General features: G+C 72.9%; 19 protein-coding genes and 1 tRNA gene. 9 read left to right on the top strand and 11 right to left on the bottom strand.

Annotation, left to right across the window (positions count from 1 at the left end; all coding sequences use genetic code 11):
* Positions 1 to 8: 8 nt before the first annotated feature.
* The 4 genes from E1300_RS01130 to E1300_RS01145 form a co-directional block, all read right to left on the bottom strand.
* Positions 9 to 797 carry an SDR family NAD(P)-dependent oxidoreductase gene (locus tag E1300_RS01130; RefSeq protein ID WP_131754956.1) on the bottom strand — a complete coding sequence of 263 codons (789 nt, stop codon included), beginning with the start codon at positions 795 to 797 and terminating at the stop codon, positions 9 to 11.
* Positions 798 to 865: 68 nt separating this feature from the next.
* Positions 866 to 1,648, bottom strand: coding sequence for an alpha/beta fold hydrolase (locus tag E1300_RS01135; RefSeq protein ID WP_131754957.1), 783 nt, complete (start codon positions 1,646 to 1,648; stop codon positions 866 to 868).
* A gap of 127 nt (positions 1,649 to 1,775) precedes the next feature.
* Positions 1,776 to 2,972, bottom strand: coding sequence for a methyltransferase (locus tag E1300_RS01140; protein WP_131754958.1), 1,197 nt, complete (start codon positions 2,970 to 2,972; stop codon positions 1,776 to 1,778).
* A 67-nt stretch (positions 2,973 to 3,039) separates the two neighbouring features.
* Entirely contained in the window at positions 3,040 to 3,912 is an 873-nt protein-coding gene (locus E1300_RS01145) for a helix-turn-helix domain-containing protein (RefSeq protein WP_131754959.1), read from the bottom strand.
* 133 nt (positions 3,913 to 4,045) lie between these two features.
* Here E1300_RS01145 and E1300_RS01150 point away from each other — a divergent pair, with 133 nt between their 5' ends.
* Together E1300_RS01150 and E1300_RS01155 are read left to right on the top strand one after the other, a co-directional pair.
* Positions 4,046 to 5,434, top strand: coding sequence for an MFS transporter (locus E1300_RS01150; RefSeq protein WP_131754960.1), 1,389 nt, complete (start codon positions 4,046 to 4,048; stop codon positions 5,432 to 5,434).
* Positions 5,435 to 5,464: 30 nt separating this feature from the next.
* Entirely contained in the window at positions 5,465 to 6,250 is a 786-nt protein-coding gene (locus tag E1300_RS01155) for an SDR family NAD(P)-dependent oxidoreductase (protein ID WP_131754961.1), read from the top strand.
* A 48-nt stretch (positions 6,251 to 6,298) separates the two neighbouring features.
* Here the strand turns inward: E1300_RS01155 and E1300_RS01160 are convergent, their stop codons facing one another.
* Positions 6,299 to 6,661, bottom strand: coding sequence for a nuclear transport factor 2 family protein (locus E1300_RS01160; RefSeq protein ID WP_131754962.1), 363 nt, complete (start codon positions 6,659 to 6,661; stop codon positions 6,299 to 6,301).
* Between the two features lie 174 nt (positions 6,662 to 6,835).
* On the opposite strand from E1300_RS01160, the gene E1300_RS01165 reads away from it, so the two are divergent.
* The 3 genes from E1300_RS01165 to dnaN all read left to right on the top strand — a co-directional run bounded on the left by E1300_RS01165 (position 6,836) and on the right by dnaN (position 10,126).
* Positions 6,836 to 8,308 carry an AlkA N-terminal domain-containing protein gene (locus E1300_RS01165; protein ID WP_131754963.1) on the top strand — a complete coding sequence of 491 codons (1,473 nt, stop codon included), beginning with the start codon at positions 6,836 to 6,838 and terminating at the stop codon, positions 8,306 to 8,308.
* 15 nt (positions 8,309 to 8,323) lie between these two features.
* Positions 8,324 to 8,839, top strand: coding sequence for a methylated-DNA--[protein]-cysteine S-methyltransferase (locus E1300_RS01170; RefSeq protein ID WP_131754964.1), 516 nt, complete (start codon positions 8,324 to 8,326; stop codon positions 8,837 to 8,839).
* 156 nt (positions 8,840 to 8,995) lie between these two features.
* Positions 8,996 to 10,126 carry a DNA polymerase III subunit beta gene (dnaN, locus tag E1300_RS01175; RefSeq protein WP_131754965.1) on the top strand — a complete coding sequence of 377 codons (1,131 nt, stop codon included), beginning with the start codon at positions 8,996 to 8,998 and terminating at the stop codon, positions 10,124 to 10,126.
* A 6-nt stretch (positions 10,127 to 10,132) separates the two neighbouring features.
* Here dnaN and E1300_RS01180 read toward each other — a convergent pair whose 3' ends face one another.
* Positions 10,133 to 10,696, bottom strand: coding sequence for a helix-turn-helix domain-containing protein (locus tag E1300_RS01180; protein ID WP_131754966.1), 564 nt, complete (start codon positions 10,694 to 10,696; stop codon positions 10,133 to 10,135).
* Positions 10,697 to 10,845: 149 nt separating this feature from the next.
* Between E1300_RS01180 and E1300_RS01185 the strand changes: the two genes are divergently transcribed.
* Positions 10,846 to 11,511, top strand: a complete 666-nt coding sequence (locus E1300_RS01185) for a B3/B4 domain-containing protein (RefSeq protein WP_131754967.1) — start codon at positions 10,846 to 10,848, stop codon at positions 11,509 to 11,511.
* The gene (locus E1300_RS01190) at positions 11,511 to 12,392 is read left to right on the top strand and encodes an EamA family transporter (protein WP_131755071.1); all 882 of its coding nucleotides are present in this window, start codon (positions 11,511 to 11,513) and stop codon (positions 12,390 to 12,392) included. The genes E1300_RS01185 and E1300_RS01190 overlap by 1 nt, the downstream gene beginning before the upstream one ends.
* Positions 12,393 to 12,405: 13 nt before the next feature.
* Here E1300_RS01190 and E1300_RS01195 read toward each other — a convergent pair whose 3' ends face one another.
* On the bottom strand, positions 12,406 to 12,855 hold the full coding sequence (locus E1300_RS01195; RefSeq protein WP_131754968.1) for a hypothetical protein: 450 nt from the start codon (positions 12,853 to 12,855) through the stop codon (positions 12,406 to 12,408).
* A gap of 94 nt (positions 12,856 to 12,949) precedes the next feature.
* On the opposite strand from E1300_RS01195, the gene E1300_RS53285 reads away from it, so the two are divergent.
* Positions 12,950 to 13,084 carry a hypothetical protein gene (locus E1300_RS53285; protein ID WP_278045335.1) on the top strand — a complete coding sequence of 45 codons (135 nt, stop codon included), beginning with the start codon at positions 12,950 to 12,952 and terminating at the stop codon, positions 13,082 to 13,084.
* A 24-nt stretch (positions 13,085 to 13,108) separates the two neighbouring features.
* Here the strand turns inward: E1300_RS53285 and E1300_RS01205 are convergent.
* The 3 genes from E1300_RS01205 to E1300_RS01215 all read right to left on the bottom strand — a co-directional run bounded on the left by E1300_RS01205 (position 13,109) and on the right by E1300_RS01215 (position 14,119).
* Positions 13,109 to 13,196, bottom strand: a tRNA-Ser gene (locus tag E1300_RS01205).
* A 10-nt stretch (positions 13,197 to 13,206) separates the two neighbouring features.
* A complete protein-coding gene (gene tadA / locus E1300_RS01210; RefSeq protein ID WP_131755072.1) occupies positions 13,207 to 13,644 on the bottom strand; it encodes a tRNA adenosine(34) deaminase TadA in 438 nt (145 codons plus the stop codon).
* A 37-nt stretch (positions 13,645 to 13,681) separates the two neighbouring features.
* Positions 13,682 to 14,119 (bottom strand): tRNA adenosine deaminase-associated protein, encoded by a 438-nt coding sequence (locus E1300_RS01215; protein ID WP_131754969.1) that lies wholly within the window; start codon positions 14,117 to 14,119, stop codon positions 13,682 to 13,684.
* Positions 14,120 to 14,370: 251 nt separating this feature from the next.
* On the opposite strand from E1300_RS01215, the gene E1300_RS01220 reads away from it, so the two are divergent.
* Positions 14,371 to 15,675 carry an alkaline phosphatase family protein gene (locus E1300_RS01220; protein ID WP_131754970.1) on the top strand — a complete coding sequence of 435 codons (1,305 nt, stop codon included), beginning with the start codon at positions 14,371 to 14,373 and terminating at the stop codon, positions 15,673 to 15,675.
* Here E1300_RS01220 and E1300_RS01225 read toward each other — a convergent pair whose 3' ends face one another.
* Positions 15,676 to 16,161, bottom strand: coding sequence for a tRNA adenosine deaminase-associated protein (locus tag E1300_RS01225; RefSeq protein ID WP_131754971.1), 486 nt, complete (start codon positions 16,159 to 16,161; stop codon positions 15,676 to 15,678).
* Positions 16,162 to 16,310: the final 149 nt, after the last annotated feature.

Here is a 16,310-nt window from a genome sequence, read left to right on the forward strand (position 1 = left end):
CGGTCCGCTCAGGCGCCGGTCAGCTCGTCCGAGAGGGCGCGGAGGCGGGCGCGGGCGTCCGCGTCGTAGGCCTGGTCGTCCGCGCGGGCCTCGGCCAGGCCGTTGAAGAAGCGCCCGGAGACGTCGTCCAGCGCCGGGTCGGTGACCAGCCGGTGCGTGGCGCGGACGCCCTCCTCCAGCGTGCTGATCGGCGTGGACACTATCTTCGTCGGCATGTACGTGGCGGGGTGCAGCGCGTTGGCGGTGACGCCGGTCCCCGCCAGCTCGGCGGCGAGGTCGATCGTGTGCATGATCTGCGCGAGCTTGCTCTGGCAGTAGGCCCGGACTCCGGTGTACCCGCGGGTGATCATGACGTCGTCGAAGTCGATGGCGGTCTGGCCGAGGCTGCTGACGTTCACGATCCGCGCGGGCGCCGAGGACGTGAGGACGGGCAGCAGCTCCCGGGTGAGCAGGTAGTGGGACAGGTAGTTGACGGCGAAGCGCAGCTCGTGGCCGTCGGCGCTCTCGGCCCGCCCGCCGCTCGCGCCGATGCCCGCGTTGTTGACCAGCACGTCCAGGCGCGGATGGTCGGCGCGGACGGCCTCGGCGAGCGCGCGGACCTCGGCGAGCGACGACAGGTCGGCGCGGTACCAGGCGGCGCGGCCGCCGATCTCCTGGAGGGCGGCCTTGCCGCGCTGGTCGTCGCGGCCGTGCACGAGGACGGTCGCGCCCTCCGCGGCGAGCTCGGCGGCGAGCGCCCGCCCGAGCCCGTCGGTCGCTCCGGTGATGAGGATGGTCTGCTGATCGATGGGACGCATGGGTCCATCGTGCTCGGCGCGCCCGGGCCGTGACCAGGGCGCGCCGATCGTGGTGTCCGGAGTACCAGTCAGCGGCGGTCGAGGAAGGCCCGGACGACCTCGGCGAACTCGTCGGGACGCTCGACGGGCGCGACGTGGCCGGTGTCCAGCTCGGCGTACTCGCTGCCCGCGATGGCCTCGGCCATCTCCCGGTGGTTCTCGACCGGGATCGTGGCGTCCCGGGTGCAGCCGACCACCAGCGTCGGCGCCTGGATCGCGGGGAGCAGGTCGCGGACGTCCAGGCGCAGGACGAGGTCGATCAGGCGCTGGACGCCGTCAGTCGGGCGCATGAACCCGTGGGACTGCTCGACTCCCTCGTGGCCGATCGCGTTGAGGAAGGCGCGGTCGTAGGCGGTGAGCGTCGCGAAACGCCCGAAGCTCTCGGGATTCCCGGCGAGGCCCAGCCAGGTGGTCATCAGCTGGCGGACGTACTCGTCGTGCGCGTGGGTCAGGCCCGCGACCGGGACCAGGCGCCGGACGAGGCCGGGCCGGAGCGCGGCCGCGGCGGCGGCGATCGGCGAGCCGAGGGAGAAGCCGAGGACGTCGGCCGGGGCGGCGCCCGCGTCCTCGATGACCGCGCTGACCTGCGCGGCGAGCGCCTCGATGGTCAGCGGGGCGCCGTCGTCCTCGGCGGGGTCGCTGCCCGCGAGGTCGGGGAGGAGCACGGTGCGGTCGCGGCTGAACCGGTCGACGATGCCGTCCCACATGATCGAGCCGGGTCCGACTCCGTGGACGAGGACGAGGGCGGGGCCGGGACCGGAGCCGACGGTGCGGTAGGCGATGCGGGCGTTTCCAACGGTCAAGGTCGTCATGGCTTCGACGTTGCCAGCACGCGGCGGCGATGAGGAGCGGACCGCTCTGGCTAGGACACGCGATCCCAGGCTCGCGGGCGTCGCTCGATCCCGCTCCGGGGCGGAAGACGGGCCGTGCCCTTCCAGGTCAGGCGACCTTGAGCCGCCACAGCGACGTCACCTCGGCGGCGCGGGCGGCGTGCAGCGGGTCGTCCGGATCGGCGGCGCGGGGGTGCACCGGCGTGGTGTCGAGCCTTCCCGCGACCTCCAGCCCGGCGGCGCCGAACGCGCCGAGCAGATCGTCCCGCGAGCGGAGCCCGAGGTGCTCGGCCAGGTCGGACAGGATCAGCCAGCCCTCGCCGCCCGGTTCGAGGTGCCCGGCGAGGCCGTCGAGGAACCCGCGCAGCATCCGGCCGTCCGGATCGTAGACGGCGTGTTCGAGGGGCGAGCTGGGCCGGGCAGGGACCCACGGCGGGTTGCAGACGATGAGCCCGGCACGTCCGGCGGGGAAAAGATCCGTCTGGACGACCTCGACCTTGTCCCCCACACCCAGGCGCTCGACGTTCTCTTGGGCACAGGCCAGCGCGCGCGGGTCCTGGTCGGTGGCGACGATGCGTTCGACGCCCCGGCGTGCGAGGACGGCGGCGAGCACGCCCGTGCCGGTGCCGATGTCGAACGCGGTCGTCGTCGCAGGCAGCGGAGCCTCGGCGACCAGATCCACGTACTCCCCTCGGACCGGCGAGAACACCCCGTAATGCGGGTGGACGTGGTCGCCGCCTAGCGCTGCGATCGGCACGCCCTTCCGGCGCCACTCGTGCGCGCCGATGACCCCGAGGAGCTCGCGCAAGGACGTCACGTACGGCTCGTCGTCCGGCCCGAACGCCTCCGTGCACGCCTCCCGGACGTCCGGCGCGCGCCGCAGCGGGATCTCGTGCCCGGGACCGACCGGTATGAGCAGCATGCCGAGCGTCCGCGCGCGCTGGGCACGCGCCTGGCGGTACAGGTGGAACGCCTGCACCTGGGACGGTTCCTCCTTGCGCTTGCGCCGTTCCGCGCGGCGCGGCGTGCGGTCGGCCCGGCGCGCCATCGCCGTGAGGAGCTGCCGCGCGTTCTGGAAGTCGCCGCGCCAGAGCAGCGCCGTCCCCTCGCAGGCCAGCCGGTACGCCTCGTCCGCGCGGGTCGTGTCGTCGGCGACGACCGTGCGGCGGGGCGGCGGCGCGCTCTCCGAACGCCAGCGGGCACGGCGGCCGGAACCGTCCTCGGACCAGCCGATCACCTGCCCCGCTGTTCCGGGCTCGGCCGTTCCCGGGCCGGCCGTCCGCGCCCGTCCGTCCGCATCGCTCATATGCCGCTTCTCGACCGTTCCGTGAGATCACACCGCCCGCCGGCACCTCGATCGTACGGTGCCGAGGCTAGGACCTCTCCCGGGACGTGAGGTCGGCGCTGGACAGGTGGCGGGACGTCGCGGCGAGCCGGCGCAGCGCCTGTTCGGACGGCGACCCGGGCTCGGCGGCGTAGAGCATCAGGCGGCTCAGGTCCGGATCGCCGGGCAGGTGGAGGGTCTCGAAGGGCAGGACGAGCTGCCCGACCTCGGGATGGCGGATGCGAGCCTCGCCATGCGTCAAATCCGTGACGTGGTGCGCGGACCACATCCGTCCGAACTCGGGGCTGCGCTCACGCAACTCGTCGATCAAAGTCCGCAGCCGCTCGTCGCCAGGATCCTCACCGGAGCGGAACCGTAGATAGGCGACATTGCGGCGGGCCACGGTCTCCCAGTTGTCGCCGAGACGGGCCTTGTAGTCGTCGTTGAGGTGGATCTGGTGCGACCACGTCCGCTCCTCCGCGGGCACGCTCGCGAGGTCAACGAACACGGCGGACGTGAGCCGGTTCCACGCGACCACGTTGGTGTAGTGCCCCACGACGTACGCGGGCGCGTGGCCGATCGAGTCGAGCAGGTGCTGGAGCGGCGGGCGCAGCCGGGACGGCTCCCGCGCGCGGACGCGGCGCGGCGGGTGCGCGAGGCGGTGCAGGTAGGCGTGCTCGTCCGGGTCGAGGCGGAGGGCGCCGGAGACCGCGTCGAGGATCTCCGTGGAGACGCCGTCGGCCGTCCCCTGCTCCAGCCGGACGTAGTAGGCGACGCTGACCCCGGCGAGCTGCGCCAGCTCCTCGCGGCGCAGGCCCTGCACGCGGCGGCGGCTCCCGTACGCGGGGACGCCCACGTCCTCGGGCCGCAGCCGGGCCCGCCGCGACTTGAGGAACTCGCCGAGCTCGCGGTTCCGGGTCATGCCGAAGAGGGTATCCGGGGCGGCCGGAAGCCGTCCGCCGAGCCTCGGGCCGCGTCCGCTGAGCCTGCTACTGCCAGTGGTACGAACGGGCGGGGGCTGGGTACCCGCGCCCGCCGCGACGATCGTTTCCGGCATGACCACGCTGACCACGGCCGCCGTCGCCGCCCCCGGGCGGATGTCGTCGCGGCACAAGCTGATCCTGACCCTCCTCCTCGGCGCGCAGTTCATGCTCGCCATCGACTTCTCCATCCTGAACGTGGCCCTGCCCGCCGTCGGCGAGGGCCTCGGCTTCAGCCTGGGCTCGCTGCAATGGATCGCGACCGCGTTCGCGCTGCCCGCGGCGGGTTTCACGCTGCTGTTCGGCCGCGTCGCCGACCTTTTCGGACGGCGCCGGATGCTGCTCGCCGGCATGGCCCTGCTCGCCGCCGGCTCGCTGATCGGCGGGCTCGCCGCGTCCCCCGCGATGCTGCTGGTCGGCCGGGTCCTCCAGGGCCTCGCCACCGCGATCGCCACGCCCGCCGCGCTGTCGCTGCTCACGACCTCCTTCCCCGAGGGGCCGCTGCGGACGCGGGCGCTCGGGCTCAGCGGCGCGCTGATGTCCGCCGGGTTCACTGTCGGGGCGATCCTCGGCGGGCTGCTGACCGCCCTGCTGAGCTGGCGCTGGGCCTTCCTGATCAACGTGCCGGTGGCGGTGCTGATCCTCGCGGTCACGCCCGCGCTGGTCGGCGAGAGCCGCGCGCGGGACGCGGCGAGGCTGGACGTTCCCGGCGCGGTCACCGTGACCGGCGGGCTCCTCGCGCTCGTCTACGGGATCACGGCCGCCGGCGCGCACGGCTGGAGCGACGTCCCGGCGCTGGCCGCGCTCGCGGCGGCCGCCGTCCTGCTGGTCGCGTTCGTCTTGGTCGAGCGGCGCTCCCCCGCACCGCTCGCGCCGCTGCACGTCCTCACCCGGCGGACCGTCACCTGGGGCAACGCGGGCGGTTTCATCGCCTTCGCGACCGAGACCTCGCTCGTGTTCCTGATGACCCTCTACCTCCAGCAGGTGCTGGGCTTCTCGCCGCTGACCACGGGCCTCGCGCTCGGCGTCCTCGGCGCCGGGACGTTTGCGGGCGGGGTCGCCGCGCCGCGGATCATGGGCCGGTTCGGCGGCCGCGCCGCCCTCGCGGGCGGGCTCGTCCTCCAGGCCGCCGCGACCGCGGCGCTGCTCGGCCTCGGCGCGGACCGCGACGGGCTCCCCCTCCTGCTGGCCGCCACCGCGATCGGCGGATTCGGGAACCTCGTCGCCATCGTCGCCTTCATGGGCCTCGCGACCGCCGGGCTGCCGGACCGCGAGCAGGGCCTCGCGACCGGCCTCGCCACCATGACCCAGCAGGTCGCGATCACGCTCGGCATCCCGGTGATGAGCGCCGTGGCCACCGCGAACGCGTCCGTGCTCGGCGGCGTCCACACCGCGACGCTGGCCAACGCCGCGATCGCGCTCATCGGCGCCGGCCTCACCGCCGCCTTCCTCCGCCGCGCCTGAGACCGCCCCCCGTCCGAAAGGCGTCATGTCATGGATCTCGAACTCGAAGGCCGCGTCTACATCGTGACCGGCGCGTCCGCCGGGATCGGCGAGGCGACCGCCCGGCTCCTCGCCGCCGAGGGTGCCCGCGTGGTCGGCGTCGCCCGCGACACCGCCCGCGTCGACGCGATCGGCGCCGGGGTGAGCGGCGTCGCGGCCGACCTGACCGACCCGGCCGCGGCCCAGCGCGTCGCGGACGCCGCCGCCGAGCGGCACGGGCGGCTCGACGGCCTCGTCAACAACGCCGGCGGCCTGGACACGCGCATCGGCTTCCTGGACGTCACCGACGAGCAGTGGCACGCCACATTCGAGCTGAACTTCCACGCGGCGGTCCGCATGAGCCGCGCCGCGCTGCCCGCCCTGATCGACCAGGGCGGCGGAAGCCTCGTCCACGTGTCCAGCGAGGCCGGACGGTTCCCGGACACGCCCCTCGTGGACTACGCCGCGTCCAAGACGGCCCTGCTGTCGGTGTCGAAGACGCTCGCGGGGGAGTTCGGGCCGTGTGGCATCCGCTCGAACGTCGTCGCGCCCGGCCCGACGCGCACCCGCCTCTGGGACGGCCCGGGCGGGTTCGCCGAGCAGCTCGCGGCCCAGTTCGGCCTGCCGGTCGAGGAGGCCGTCGAGCGGTTCGTCCGCGAGGAGCGGCGGCTGCCGACGGGCCGCGTCGGCACCCCGCAGGACGTCGCCCGCGTCATCGCCTACCTGCTGTCCCCGCTGGCCGTCCAGGTCACCGGGGCGGAGTGGGCGGTGGACGGCGGTGCGCTCCGCCAGATCTAGTGCCGGGTGGAGTGGTGTGCCGGACGGTCCCCGTCCGGCACACCACCGTTAGGCAGGGACCTTGTCCAGGAACCCGTGGACGCGGTCGAAGCGGCCGTCCTCGTCGAACACCGCCACGTCGAACCCCACCGCGATCGCCTCGCCGCCCTCCGGGCCGAGCTCCCAGGTGAAGCGGGCCACGTTGTGGTGGGCGTCCACCTCCCCCGCGGGCCGGAACACCAGGCCGGGGAACTGCTCCTGCGCGGCGCCGATGAAGGCGTCGATCGCGTCCCGCCCCTCGGCCACGCCGAGCGGGTCCACGTACACGGGCGCGTCGGTCCACGCCTCGGCGATCGCGGCGCGGCGCGCGGCGGGGTCCTTCTCGTTCCAGATCGCCAGGTACCGCTCGACCCGCTGCTGAACGTCGCTCATCCTGCTGCTCCCATCTGGTTCGTCCGGGTTCGTTCGCCCCGGTGACCCCTACGGTGCCAACCGGCGAGCAGAAGATCGATTACTTGGGAGGTCATGCAGGGGCTTTCCCTCAGGCCAAGGGTGATGTCGCATTCCCGCCAGTGAACAGTGCTGACCATCGGCGATGCTGAAGGCATGCATGAGGACGTCGAAAGGTGCATCCGGGCCTTCCAGTCGAAGGACGCCCGGTTCGACGGCTGGATCTTCGGCGGTGTCGTGACCACCGGCATCTACTGCCGCCCGAGCTGCCCGGTCGTCCCGCCGAAGCCCGAGAACATGCGCTTCTACCCGAGCGCCGCCGCGGCGCAGCAGGCCGGGTTCCGCGCCTGCAAGCGCTGCCGCCCGGACACGAGCCCCGGCTCCCCCGAATGGAACCACCGGGCGGACGTCGTCGCCCGCGCCATGCGGCTCATCGCGGACGGCGTCGTCGACCGCGACGGCGTGCCCGGCCTCGCCGCCCGGCTCGGCTACAGCACCCGCCAGATCGAGCGGCAGCTCAACGCCGAGCTGGGCGCCGGGCCGCTCGCCCTGGCCCGCGCCCAGCGCGCGCAGACCGCGCGGCTGCTGATCGAGACCACGAGGCTGCCGATGGGGGACGTGGCCTTCGCCGCGGGCTTCGCCAGCATCCGCTCGTTCAACGCCACCGTCCGCGAGGTGTTCGCGCTCACCCCCAGCCAGCTGCGCGACCGCGTCGCCAAGGGGCATCCGCCCGCGGGCTCGGGCACGCTGTCGCTGCGGCTGCCGTTCCGCGCGCCGCTCTGCCCCGACAACCTGTTCGGCCACCTCGCGGCCACCGCCGTGCCCGGCGTCGAGGAATGGCGGGACGGCGCGTTCCGCCGCGCGATGCGGCTGCCCCATGGGCACGGCGTCGCCGCGCTGAGCCCGCGGCCCGACCATGTCGCCTGCACCCTGCACCTGAGCGACCTCCGCGACCTCACCATCGCGATCAGCCGCTGCCGCTGGATGCTCGACCTCGACGCCGACCCCGTCGCCGTGGACGACCTGCTCCGCACCGACTCCGTCCTCGCCCCGCTGGTCGACAAGGCTCCCGGACGGCGCGTCCCGCGGACCGTGGACGGCCCCGAGTTCGCCGTCCGGGCCGTCCTCGGGCAGCAGGTCTCCACGGCCGCCGCCCGGACGCACGCGGCCCGCCTCGTCACGGCTTACGGCGACCCGATCGACGATCCCGGCGGCGGGCTGACGCACCTGTTCCCGACCCCGTCCGCCCTGGCCGAGCTGGACCCGAACGCACTGGCGTTCCCGCAGTCACGACGCACGACGCTCACGACCCTCGTGAACGCGCTCGCGACCGGGGAACTCGACCTCGGCGTAGGAAGCGACTGGGAAGAGGCCCGCGCGCGCTTGGCCACACTCCCCGGCTTCGGACCGTGGACCATCGAGACGATCGCGATGCGCGCCCTCGGAGACCCCGACGCGTTCATCCCCGGCGACCTCGGCATCCGCGCCGCCGCCCGCACCCTCGGGCTGCCCGCGACGCCCGCCGCGCTCACCCGCCGCGCCGCCGAATGGCGCCCGTGGCGCGCCTACGCCGTCCAGTATCTGTGGGCGACCGGTGCGCACCCCATCAACCTCCTCCCCGCCTCCTGATCGAGAGGACGAACCTTGGAAATCACCCACGCCGTGCTGGACAGCCCGGTGGGTCCCCTGACCGCGGTCGCCACCGACGGCATGCTGTCCGGCCTCTACATGAAGGACCAGCGGCACCGTCCGGCCCAGGAGACCTTCGGTGTCCCCACAGACGACCTCGACGCCGAACCGTTCGCCACCGTCGCCGCACAGCTCGACGCGTACTTCGCGGGGGAGCTGACCGACTTCGACGTCCCCCTCAACCTGCGCGGGACGCCGTTCCAGCGCCGCGTCTGGGCCGCCCTCCAGGAGATCCCCTACGGCGAGACCGTCACGTACGGGCAACTGGCCGTGGAGATAGGCCAACCGACCGCGTCCCGGGCCGTAGGACTGGCGAACGGGCGCAACCCCTGCGGCGTCATCGTCCCCTGCCACCGCGTCATCGGGTCCACCGGAAGCCTCACCGGCTACGGCGGCGGGCTGGAGTGCAAGCGGTACCTGCTCGACTTCGAGCGCAAGAACCGCGGCACCGCCGAGCCCGCGCTCTTCTGAACCGCTCCGCTCCCACGCCTTCCGGCCCACGCCTTCCGGCCCGCGCCTCGGGCACGCGACCGATGTCAGACCCGCGCGTTAGCGTGCTTGTCATGGGCCGGAAGGCGGCCCTCACCGATCCCGCCCCTCGGGCCGGGTTCTGAGAGGAAGGTCCAGGTGGAGTTCCGGGTCGACCGTCAGACGCTCGCCGAAGCCGTGGCATGGGCGGCACGGACGCTCCCGGCGCGCCCCGCCCTCCCCGTCCTCGCGGGCATGCTCATCGAGGCCACCGCCGAGGGAGAGCTCAGCCTCGCCGGGTTCGACTACGAGGTGTCCGCCCGCGCCGCGGTGGAGGCCGCCGTCGCCGAGCCGGGCCGCGTCCTCGTCCCGGGGCGGCTGCTCGCCGAGATCGTCCGCAGCCTCCCCGCCCACCCCGTGGACGTCACCCTGAAGGGCTCGGAGGTCGTCGTCCGCTGCGGCCCCGCCGAGTTCGGGCTGCTCACCCTGCCGGTCGAGGACTACCCCACCCTCCCCCAGCCGCCCGCCCGGGCCGGTACGATCCCCGGCGACCTGTTCGCCGCCGCCGTCGCCCAGGTCGTCCCGGCCGCCGGCAAGGACGACACCCTCCCCATGCTCACCGGCGTCCGCATGGACTTCGAGGGCGACACGCTCTGGCTCGCCTGCACCGACCGCTACCGCATCGCCGCCCGCGAGCTGACCTGGGCGCCGTCCGAGCCGGACTTCACCGCCGGCGTCGTCGTGCCCGCCCGCACCCTCGCCGACACCGCCCGCGCCATCCGGCCGGACGCCGAGGTCGCCATCGACCTCACCGGCACCGCCGACACCCTCATCGGCGTCTCCGGCGGCGGCCGCAGCATGACCAGCCGCCTCCTCGACGACCAGTACATCAACTACAAGGCGCGGCTCACCGGCACCTGGTCCTCGGTCGCGCTCGTCCGCGCGGCGCCGTTCGTCGAGGCGATCAAACGCGCGGCGCTCGTCACCGAGCGCGGCACCCCGATCCGGCTCTCCTTCACCGCGGACGAGGTCTCCATCCGCGCCGCCTCCGGCGACTCCGCCCGCGCCAACGAGAGCCTCGCCGCCGACCTCAGCGGCGACGACGTCGACATCGCGTTCAGCCCCCAGTTCCTCCTGGACGGCCTCGCCGGCATCGACACCGAGTACGCCCGGCTCGAATGCGCCGGCCCCACCAAGGCCGCCCTCCTCACCGCCGTCCCCGACGGCGACGACGCCAAGGACGACACCGGTTTCCGCTACATGGTCATGCCCGTCCGCCTGACCTCCTGAGGCCGGTCAGAGATCGAGCACGGCGAGCACGAACCGCAGGTCGACCTCGGCCGCGTTGCCGTACGAGTGGGGTCGATCGCCCACGAAGACGGCGGCCGTCCCCTGCGCGATGAGGTCCGTCCGGCCGTCCACGCAGAGGGTCAGCGTCCCCTCCTCGACATAGACGATCTCCTTGGTGCCGGGGACATGCGCGTCGCTCTCCCGCGTCTCCCCCGGCCGCAGTTCCCACCGCCACAGCTCCAGCGAGGGCCGCGGATCGCTGCCGGCCAGCAGCGTCCCTGTCCCGCCGCCGGAGCCGTGCCACAGCACGACATGCCGGTCCGGCGGGAACACCCGCACCGGCGGTTGCTCCTCGACCTGCACCAACCGGGTCAGCGGTACGCCGAGGGCGTCGGAGATCCTGATGAGGGTGCCGAGGTTCGGGTTGCCGCGCCCCTGCTCCAGCCCGACCAGCACGCCCTTGCTCACCCCGGCGCGCCCGGCCAGCTCGTCCAGGCTCCACCCGTGCCCGGCCCGCAGCGCCCGGACGGTCCGCGCGACGGCCTCGCCGATCGCCTCCTGATCGCCCAAACTTCCTCCCGCCCCAATTCCACCACGCCCCCGGCGACCCCACGGCACCGAGCACACCCCGGGAATGCCCCGACCGGCCTCCGCGTTCACCCTGAACGGTCGGTATGATGACCGCGACGTACATTAAAGTGACCGAACGAGGAGACCGAATGCTGGACCGGATCGTCGTGGACGAGGCCGTCCGGGAGCTTCGCCCCGACTTCGCCGTGCTGGTCATGACGGCCGAGGGCCTGGCGAACGGCCCCGGCGACCAGGCGTCGGCGGGCTGGCTGGCCGAGGCCGCCGCCCGCGCCGACGCCGACGACCCGCACGTGATCGCCTGGCGCGAGGCGTACCGCGCGTTCGGGGCCAAGCCCCAGCGGACCCGGCCGTCGGTGGACGCGCTGCTCCGCCGCGCGGACGCCCTCCCGTCCATCAACAAGGTCGTCGACGCCTACAACGCCGTCAGCGTCGCCTACGCGCTGCCCATCGGCGGCGAGGACCTCGACGCCTACCAGGGCCCGGCGCGGCTCGTCCGGGCGACCGGCGACGAGCCGTTCGACGTGGTCGCCGGCGGCGAGCCCGCGATCGAGCACCCTGCCCCAGGCGAGGTGGTCTGGCGCGACGACGCAGGCGTGACATGCAGGCGCTGGAACTGGCGCCAGTGCGTCAGGACCCGCCTCACCGAGACCACCAAGAACGGCCTGTTCCTCCTCGAAAGCCTCGAACCGTACCCACTCGACCGCCTCCGCGAAGCGGGCGGCGCGCTCGCCGAAAAGCTCCGCGAGATCACGCCGGACGTCCGGATCGAGAGCCGCCTGATCGGCGGGCGGTGATGGTCACGATCCTCGCGCTCGGAGCCGCGCTCGCCTACGGCGTGGCCGACTTCCTCGGCGGCGCCGTCGCCCGCCGGTCAACCGCGCTGAACGCGCTGGCCTGGTGCGTCCCCACGGGACTCGCCGCCGTCCTCCTCGCGGCACTGCTCACCGGCGGCAGCGCCGGACCCGCCGCGATGGCCTGGGGCTTCGGCGCCGGCCTCGCGGGCGGAACCGGCCTGATCACCTTCTACCGCGCGCTCGCGCGCGGACCGATGAACGTGGTCGCCCCGGTGTCCGCACTGGCCGCCGCGGTGCTCCCGGTCGGCGTGGGCACGCTCCGCGGCGAGCGCTTGGACGCGACCGTCCTCGCCGGCGTCCTCCTGTGCCTGGTCGCGATCGGCCTGGTCAGCATGGAAGCGAGCGACAACGGAACAGACGAACCCACCACGACGGGCGCGCGACGCCTCCTCGACTCCGGCCCGCTGATGGCCGGGGTCTCGGGCGCCTGTTTCGGGATCTTCTTCGTCCTGCTGAAGACCGCCGGAGACGGCGGCGGCCTCTGGCCGCTGGTCGCCGCCCGCGCGGGCAACCTCGTGATCGTCGTCGCGGCGCTCCTGTTCATGGCCCGCGTCCGCCGCGGCGAGACCGGCCCGCGCGTCGCAGGCCGCACGCTGATCGGTTTCGCCCTGCTGTCCGGCACCCTCGACGCCGGCGCAAACGCCCTCTACCTCCTCGCCGTCCGCGACGGCCTGCTGAGCCTCGCCGCCGTCCTGACGTCCCTCTACCCGGCGATCACCGTCCTGCTGGCGAGATTCGCCTACAGCGAGCGCCTAAGAACCATCCAACGCCTAGGCATGGCCATAGCCATAGCAGGCGTAGCCCTCGTCACGGTCGGCTGACGCATGCGCCTCATCATCTGACAAGAATCACAACGCTGAGCACCAGGCCGGCGACCGCGATACCACTGTGCAGCCCCACCCACAGATGCCGCACCCGCAACCTCGCCAACCTGCCGTACCTCGCGTTGTGGCCGCTCCTCGCAGCCGCATACGTCTGCTTCAGCCGCAGATCGGGCAGGAGCTCGTCCAAGCGGTCGGAGAACTCACGACCCTGCCTGTTGTGCATCGTGGCGCGCTCCGCCAGCTTGGCCGTGGCGAGCGCGCCATAGGCGCCGATCACGACGAGCGGCACGGTCACCGCGAGCATGGAGTCCCGCAGTCCTCGCTGCCCGATGAGCCCGAATCCCAGCGAGGAGATTACGAGGATCATGTTCGTCAGGGTCGCGCGCTGATCCTCCGAGTGCCGGAACTTCGCGCGCTGATCTTCCCAGTGCTTGAGCAGAACGTCGGAAACATCAGCCATCCCCGCTCCCTCGTCGACGCCACCGCCCTCCCAAGGTGACCGACCAGCACCCCCACGTCGACCCGCAACGACCCTCAGACAGCGTTTCCTCGGCGTGACCGAAGACGTAGCCGAGTGCTTCGACGGTGGTCTGCAACGATGGCTTGACGAAATCCGGCTCGGCGATGCGCGTTCCGTGGGGGGCCGCCGCGCCGCGGTGGTCGCCAACGCGAAAGGGCCGCCGACCTGATGGCAGGTCGACGGCCCTTGTAGGTGGCGGTGGTGGTGGGATTCGAACCCACGGAAGCTTGCACTTCACACGCTTTCGAGGCGTGCGCCCTCGTCCACTAGGCGACACCACCGCGGGAGAGCCTACCCGACTCTGCGGTGCGCGAAGAACTCGGAGAGCAGAGCGCCGCATTCGGCGGCCAGGACGCCGGCGACGACCTCCGGGCGGTGGTTGAGGCGGCGGTCGCGGACGACGTCCCAGAGGGAGCCGACGGCGCCTGCTTTGGCGTCCACGGCGCCGTAGACGATGCGGCCTATGCGGGCCTGGACGGACGCTCCGGCGCACATCGTGCAGGGTTCCAGGGTGACGACCAGGGTGCAGGGGGAGAGCCGCCAGGTTCCTAGGCGGGATGCGGCGGCCCGCATGGCGACGATCTCGGCGTGACCGGTGGGATCGAAGGTGCGTTCGCGGTCGTTGTGCCCGGTGCCGACGACGGCGCCCGAACCGTCCAGGACGACGGCGCCGACCGGGACCTCCTCGCCCTCGAACGCCTTGCGCGCCTCGTCGAGCGCCTGGCGCATCGGTGGGACGAAACGGTCGGCGTAGCCGGTGCCGGGGTCAGTCACGGAGGCGGTCGAACTCCTCGCCGAAGCCGGCCCGCTCGGCGACGGTGAGGAGGGCGTCGCCGGGCAGGGCCCGCTCGCCGAGGTCGCTGAGCTGCTCGGCGTCGAGGCCGAGGTCCTCCAGGAGGGCCGGGTCGCCGGCCGGGTCCCCGTCCGGGACCTCGCCGACGAGCTGGTTGAACAGGGATCCGAGGCCGTCCTCGCGGACGGTGGACACGTAGGCGCGGGGCTCGTCCTCCCCGTCCAGCCGCAGGACGGCGAACCAGTCGTCGTCCTGCTCGATGAGCAGCACGACCGGGTCGCCGTAGGACTCGACGGCCGCCTCCCGCATCAGGTCGGCGACGTCGTCGACACCTTCGGCCTCGGCGAGGACGGCTTCCGCGCCGACCCAGCCCTGCGGGGTCTGCGCGAAGACGGCGGCGAAGTACGACACGTGCTCATTTTGACATCGTCCCCAGGTGAGCGGGGGATCCCGGGCGTTCCATTTCGGTCTGCCGCACGATCGGAGCGCCCGGTGGGCGTGCGGGACCGTCCAGCGGCTCGTGGCGGGACGTCCGGAGTGGCGGCCGGCCTTTCGGTCGCGAAGATATTTCGGGTTATGCCCTTGGCTGGTCTTGTGTCCTTCTTCCCCTCGTATCGCATATGTCGTGATACTGCTCAGCGGCCTTACGCGGAAGGGGAGTCATGGGCGACGAGCTGACCCGGCGCGGGTTCCTGGCGGGCACGGCGGGCGTCGCGGCGCTCATGGCCGCGAGCGGCGGCACGGCGGGGGCGGACACGGGGACGGCCGTCCGGGCACCGGTCTCGGCGCTGCCCGATCCGGACGAGTCCGGCATCGACCACATCGTCGTGGTGATGATGGAAAACCGGTCCTTCGACCACTATCTGGGGTGGCTGCCCGGGGCGGACGGGCGCCAGGAGGGTCTCACCTTCACCGACGCGCAGGGCGCCGAGCACGCCACCCATCACCTGACCGTCCCGCACGGCTGCGGCTTCCATGACCCCGACCACTCCTACGAGGGCGGGCGCGTCGAGTACAACGGCGGCAAGTGCGACGGCTGGCTGCGCGCCGGGGAGAACGACGTCTTCTCGATCGGCTACTTCAAGGGCCCGGACCTCGGGTTCCACGGCCACGCCGCCCTCGACTGGACGGTCTGCGACCGCTACTTCCCGGCGATCATGTCGTCCACCTTCCCCAACCGGATCTTCCAGCACGCCGCGCAGACCGACCGGATCTCCAACACCTTCACGATCTCCGAGCTGACCACCATCTGGGACCGGCTGAAGGCGAAGGGCGTCCCGGCCCGGTACTACTTCAGCGACGTGCCGTTCACCGCGCTGTGGGGCGTCAAGCACCTCGACATCAGCCGGAACATCCAGGAGTTCCGCGACGACGCGCGCCGGGGCCGGCTGCCCGCGGTCAGCTTCGTCGAGCCGGGCTTCCTCGGCGAGCTGTTCCTGCCGGGCATGTCGGAGGACGAGCATCCGCTCGCCGACATCCGCTTCGGCCAGGCGTTCCTCAACGAGGTCTACACGGCGATCATCGACTCGCCGAACTGGCCCCGCACGCTCCTGGTGATCAACTACGACGAGTGGGGCGGCTTCTTCGACCACGTCCCGCCGCCCGCCGGGCCCGATCCGCGCCCGGACCTCGGCACCGGCCTGCGCGGGTTCCGCGTCCCCTGCCTGCTGATCTCGCCGCGGGCGCGCCGCGGCGCCGTCGCGCACGAGGTGTACGACCACACCTCGGTGCTCAAGGCGATCGAGTGGCGGTGGGGCCTCGCGCCGCTGTCGGTCCGGGACGCCGAGGCCCGCAACATCGCGGAGGTCCTCGACTTCGCGTCCCCGGCCAACCCGGCCGCGCCGCGCTACACCGTCCCGCGGCCGATCAGCCTCGGCTGCCTGGACCCGGCGCACAGCCACACCGGCGACGACTGGGCCGAGCTCAACGCGTACGCGCTCCGCAACGGCTTCCCTCGCCGCCGCTGATCAGCCGACGGCGTCGAGGGCGCGCTCGAAGGCGGGGGCGAAGCCGAGACGGCCGGCGACGCTGAGGAGCATCTCGTCCGGATAGAGCTCCAGGTCTCCGGAGATCGCGCCGAGCTCCATCTCGTCGAGGCCCAGGTCGGCGAAGATCGACATGTCGCCGACCGGGAGGACCTGGTCGAGCTCCTCGTCATCGGGGATCGGGATGTCCAGGTACTCCAGGACCTGGCCGGCGAGAGGCCAGTCGACCGAGGCCGTGACGTCCGACAGGAACACCATGACCTCGTCGCCGAGCAGGCGGATCGCGACGAAGAAGTCGTCGCCGACCGAGACCAGCCCGATCGTCCCGCCGAGGCTCGGCTGCTGGCGCAGGGCATGGATCAGCCCCGCGAGATCGCCGGTCAGCGCGACCGGGAGGATCTCGGCCTCCCAGCTCTCGTCTTCCCGGTACACCACGACGGCGAAGTCCGTCGCGTCCACATCCGTCATTTCCACCCCACCGGCGCGGTTCCTGCCAGGGCATGGTCGCAGATGCGGCGAGCCCTCGTGCGCCCCACCGCCAAACTCGGCGCCATACCCGTGCGTGAGGTGGGGAGTCAGCACCGCTTTGCGGTGCCCGCGGCAAGAACCTACTGGAT

Source organism: Actinomadura fibrosa, assembly GCF_900659615.1.
GTDB classification, from domain to species: domain Bacteria; phylum Actinomycetota; class Actinomycetes; order Streptosporangiales; family Streptosporangiaceae; genus Spirillospora; species Spirillospora fibrosa.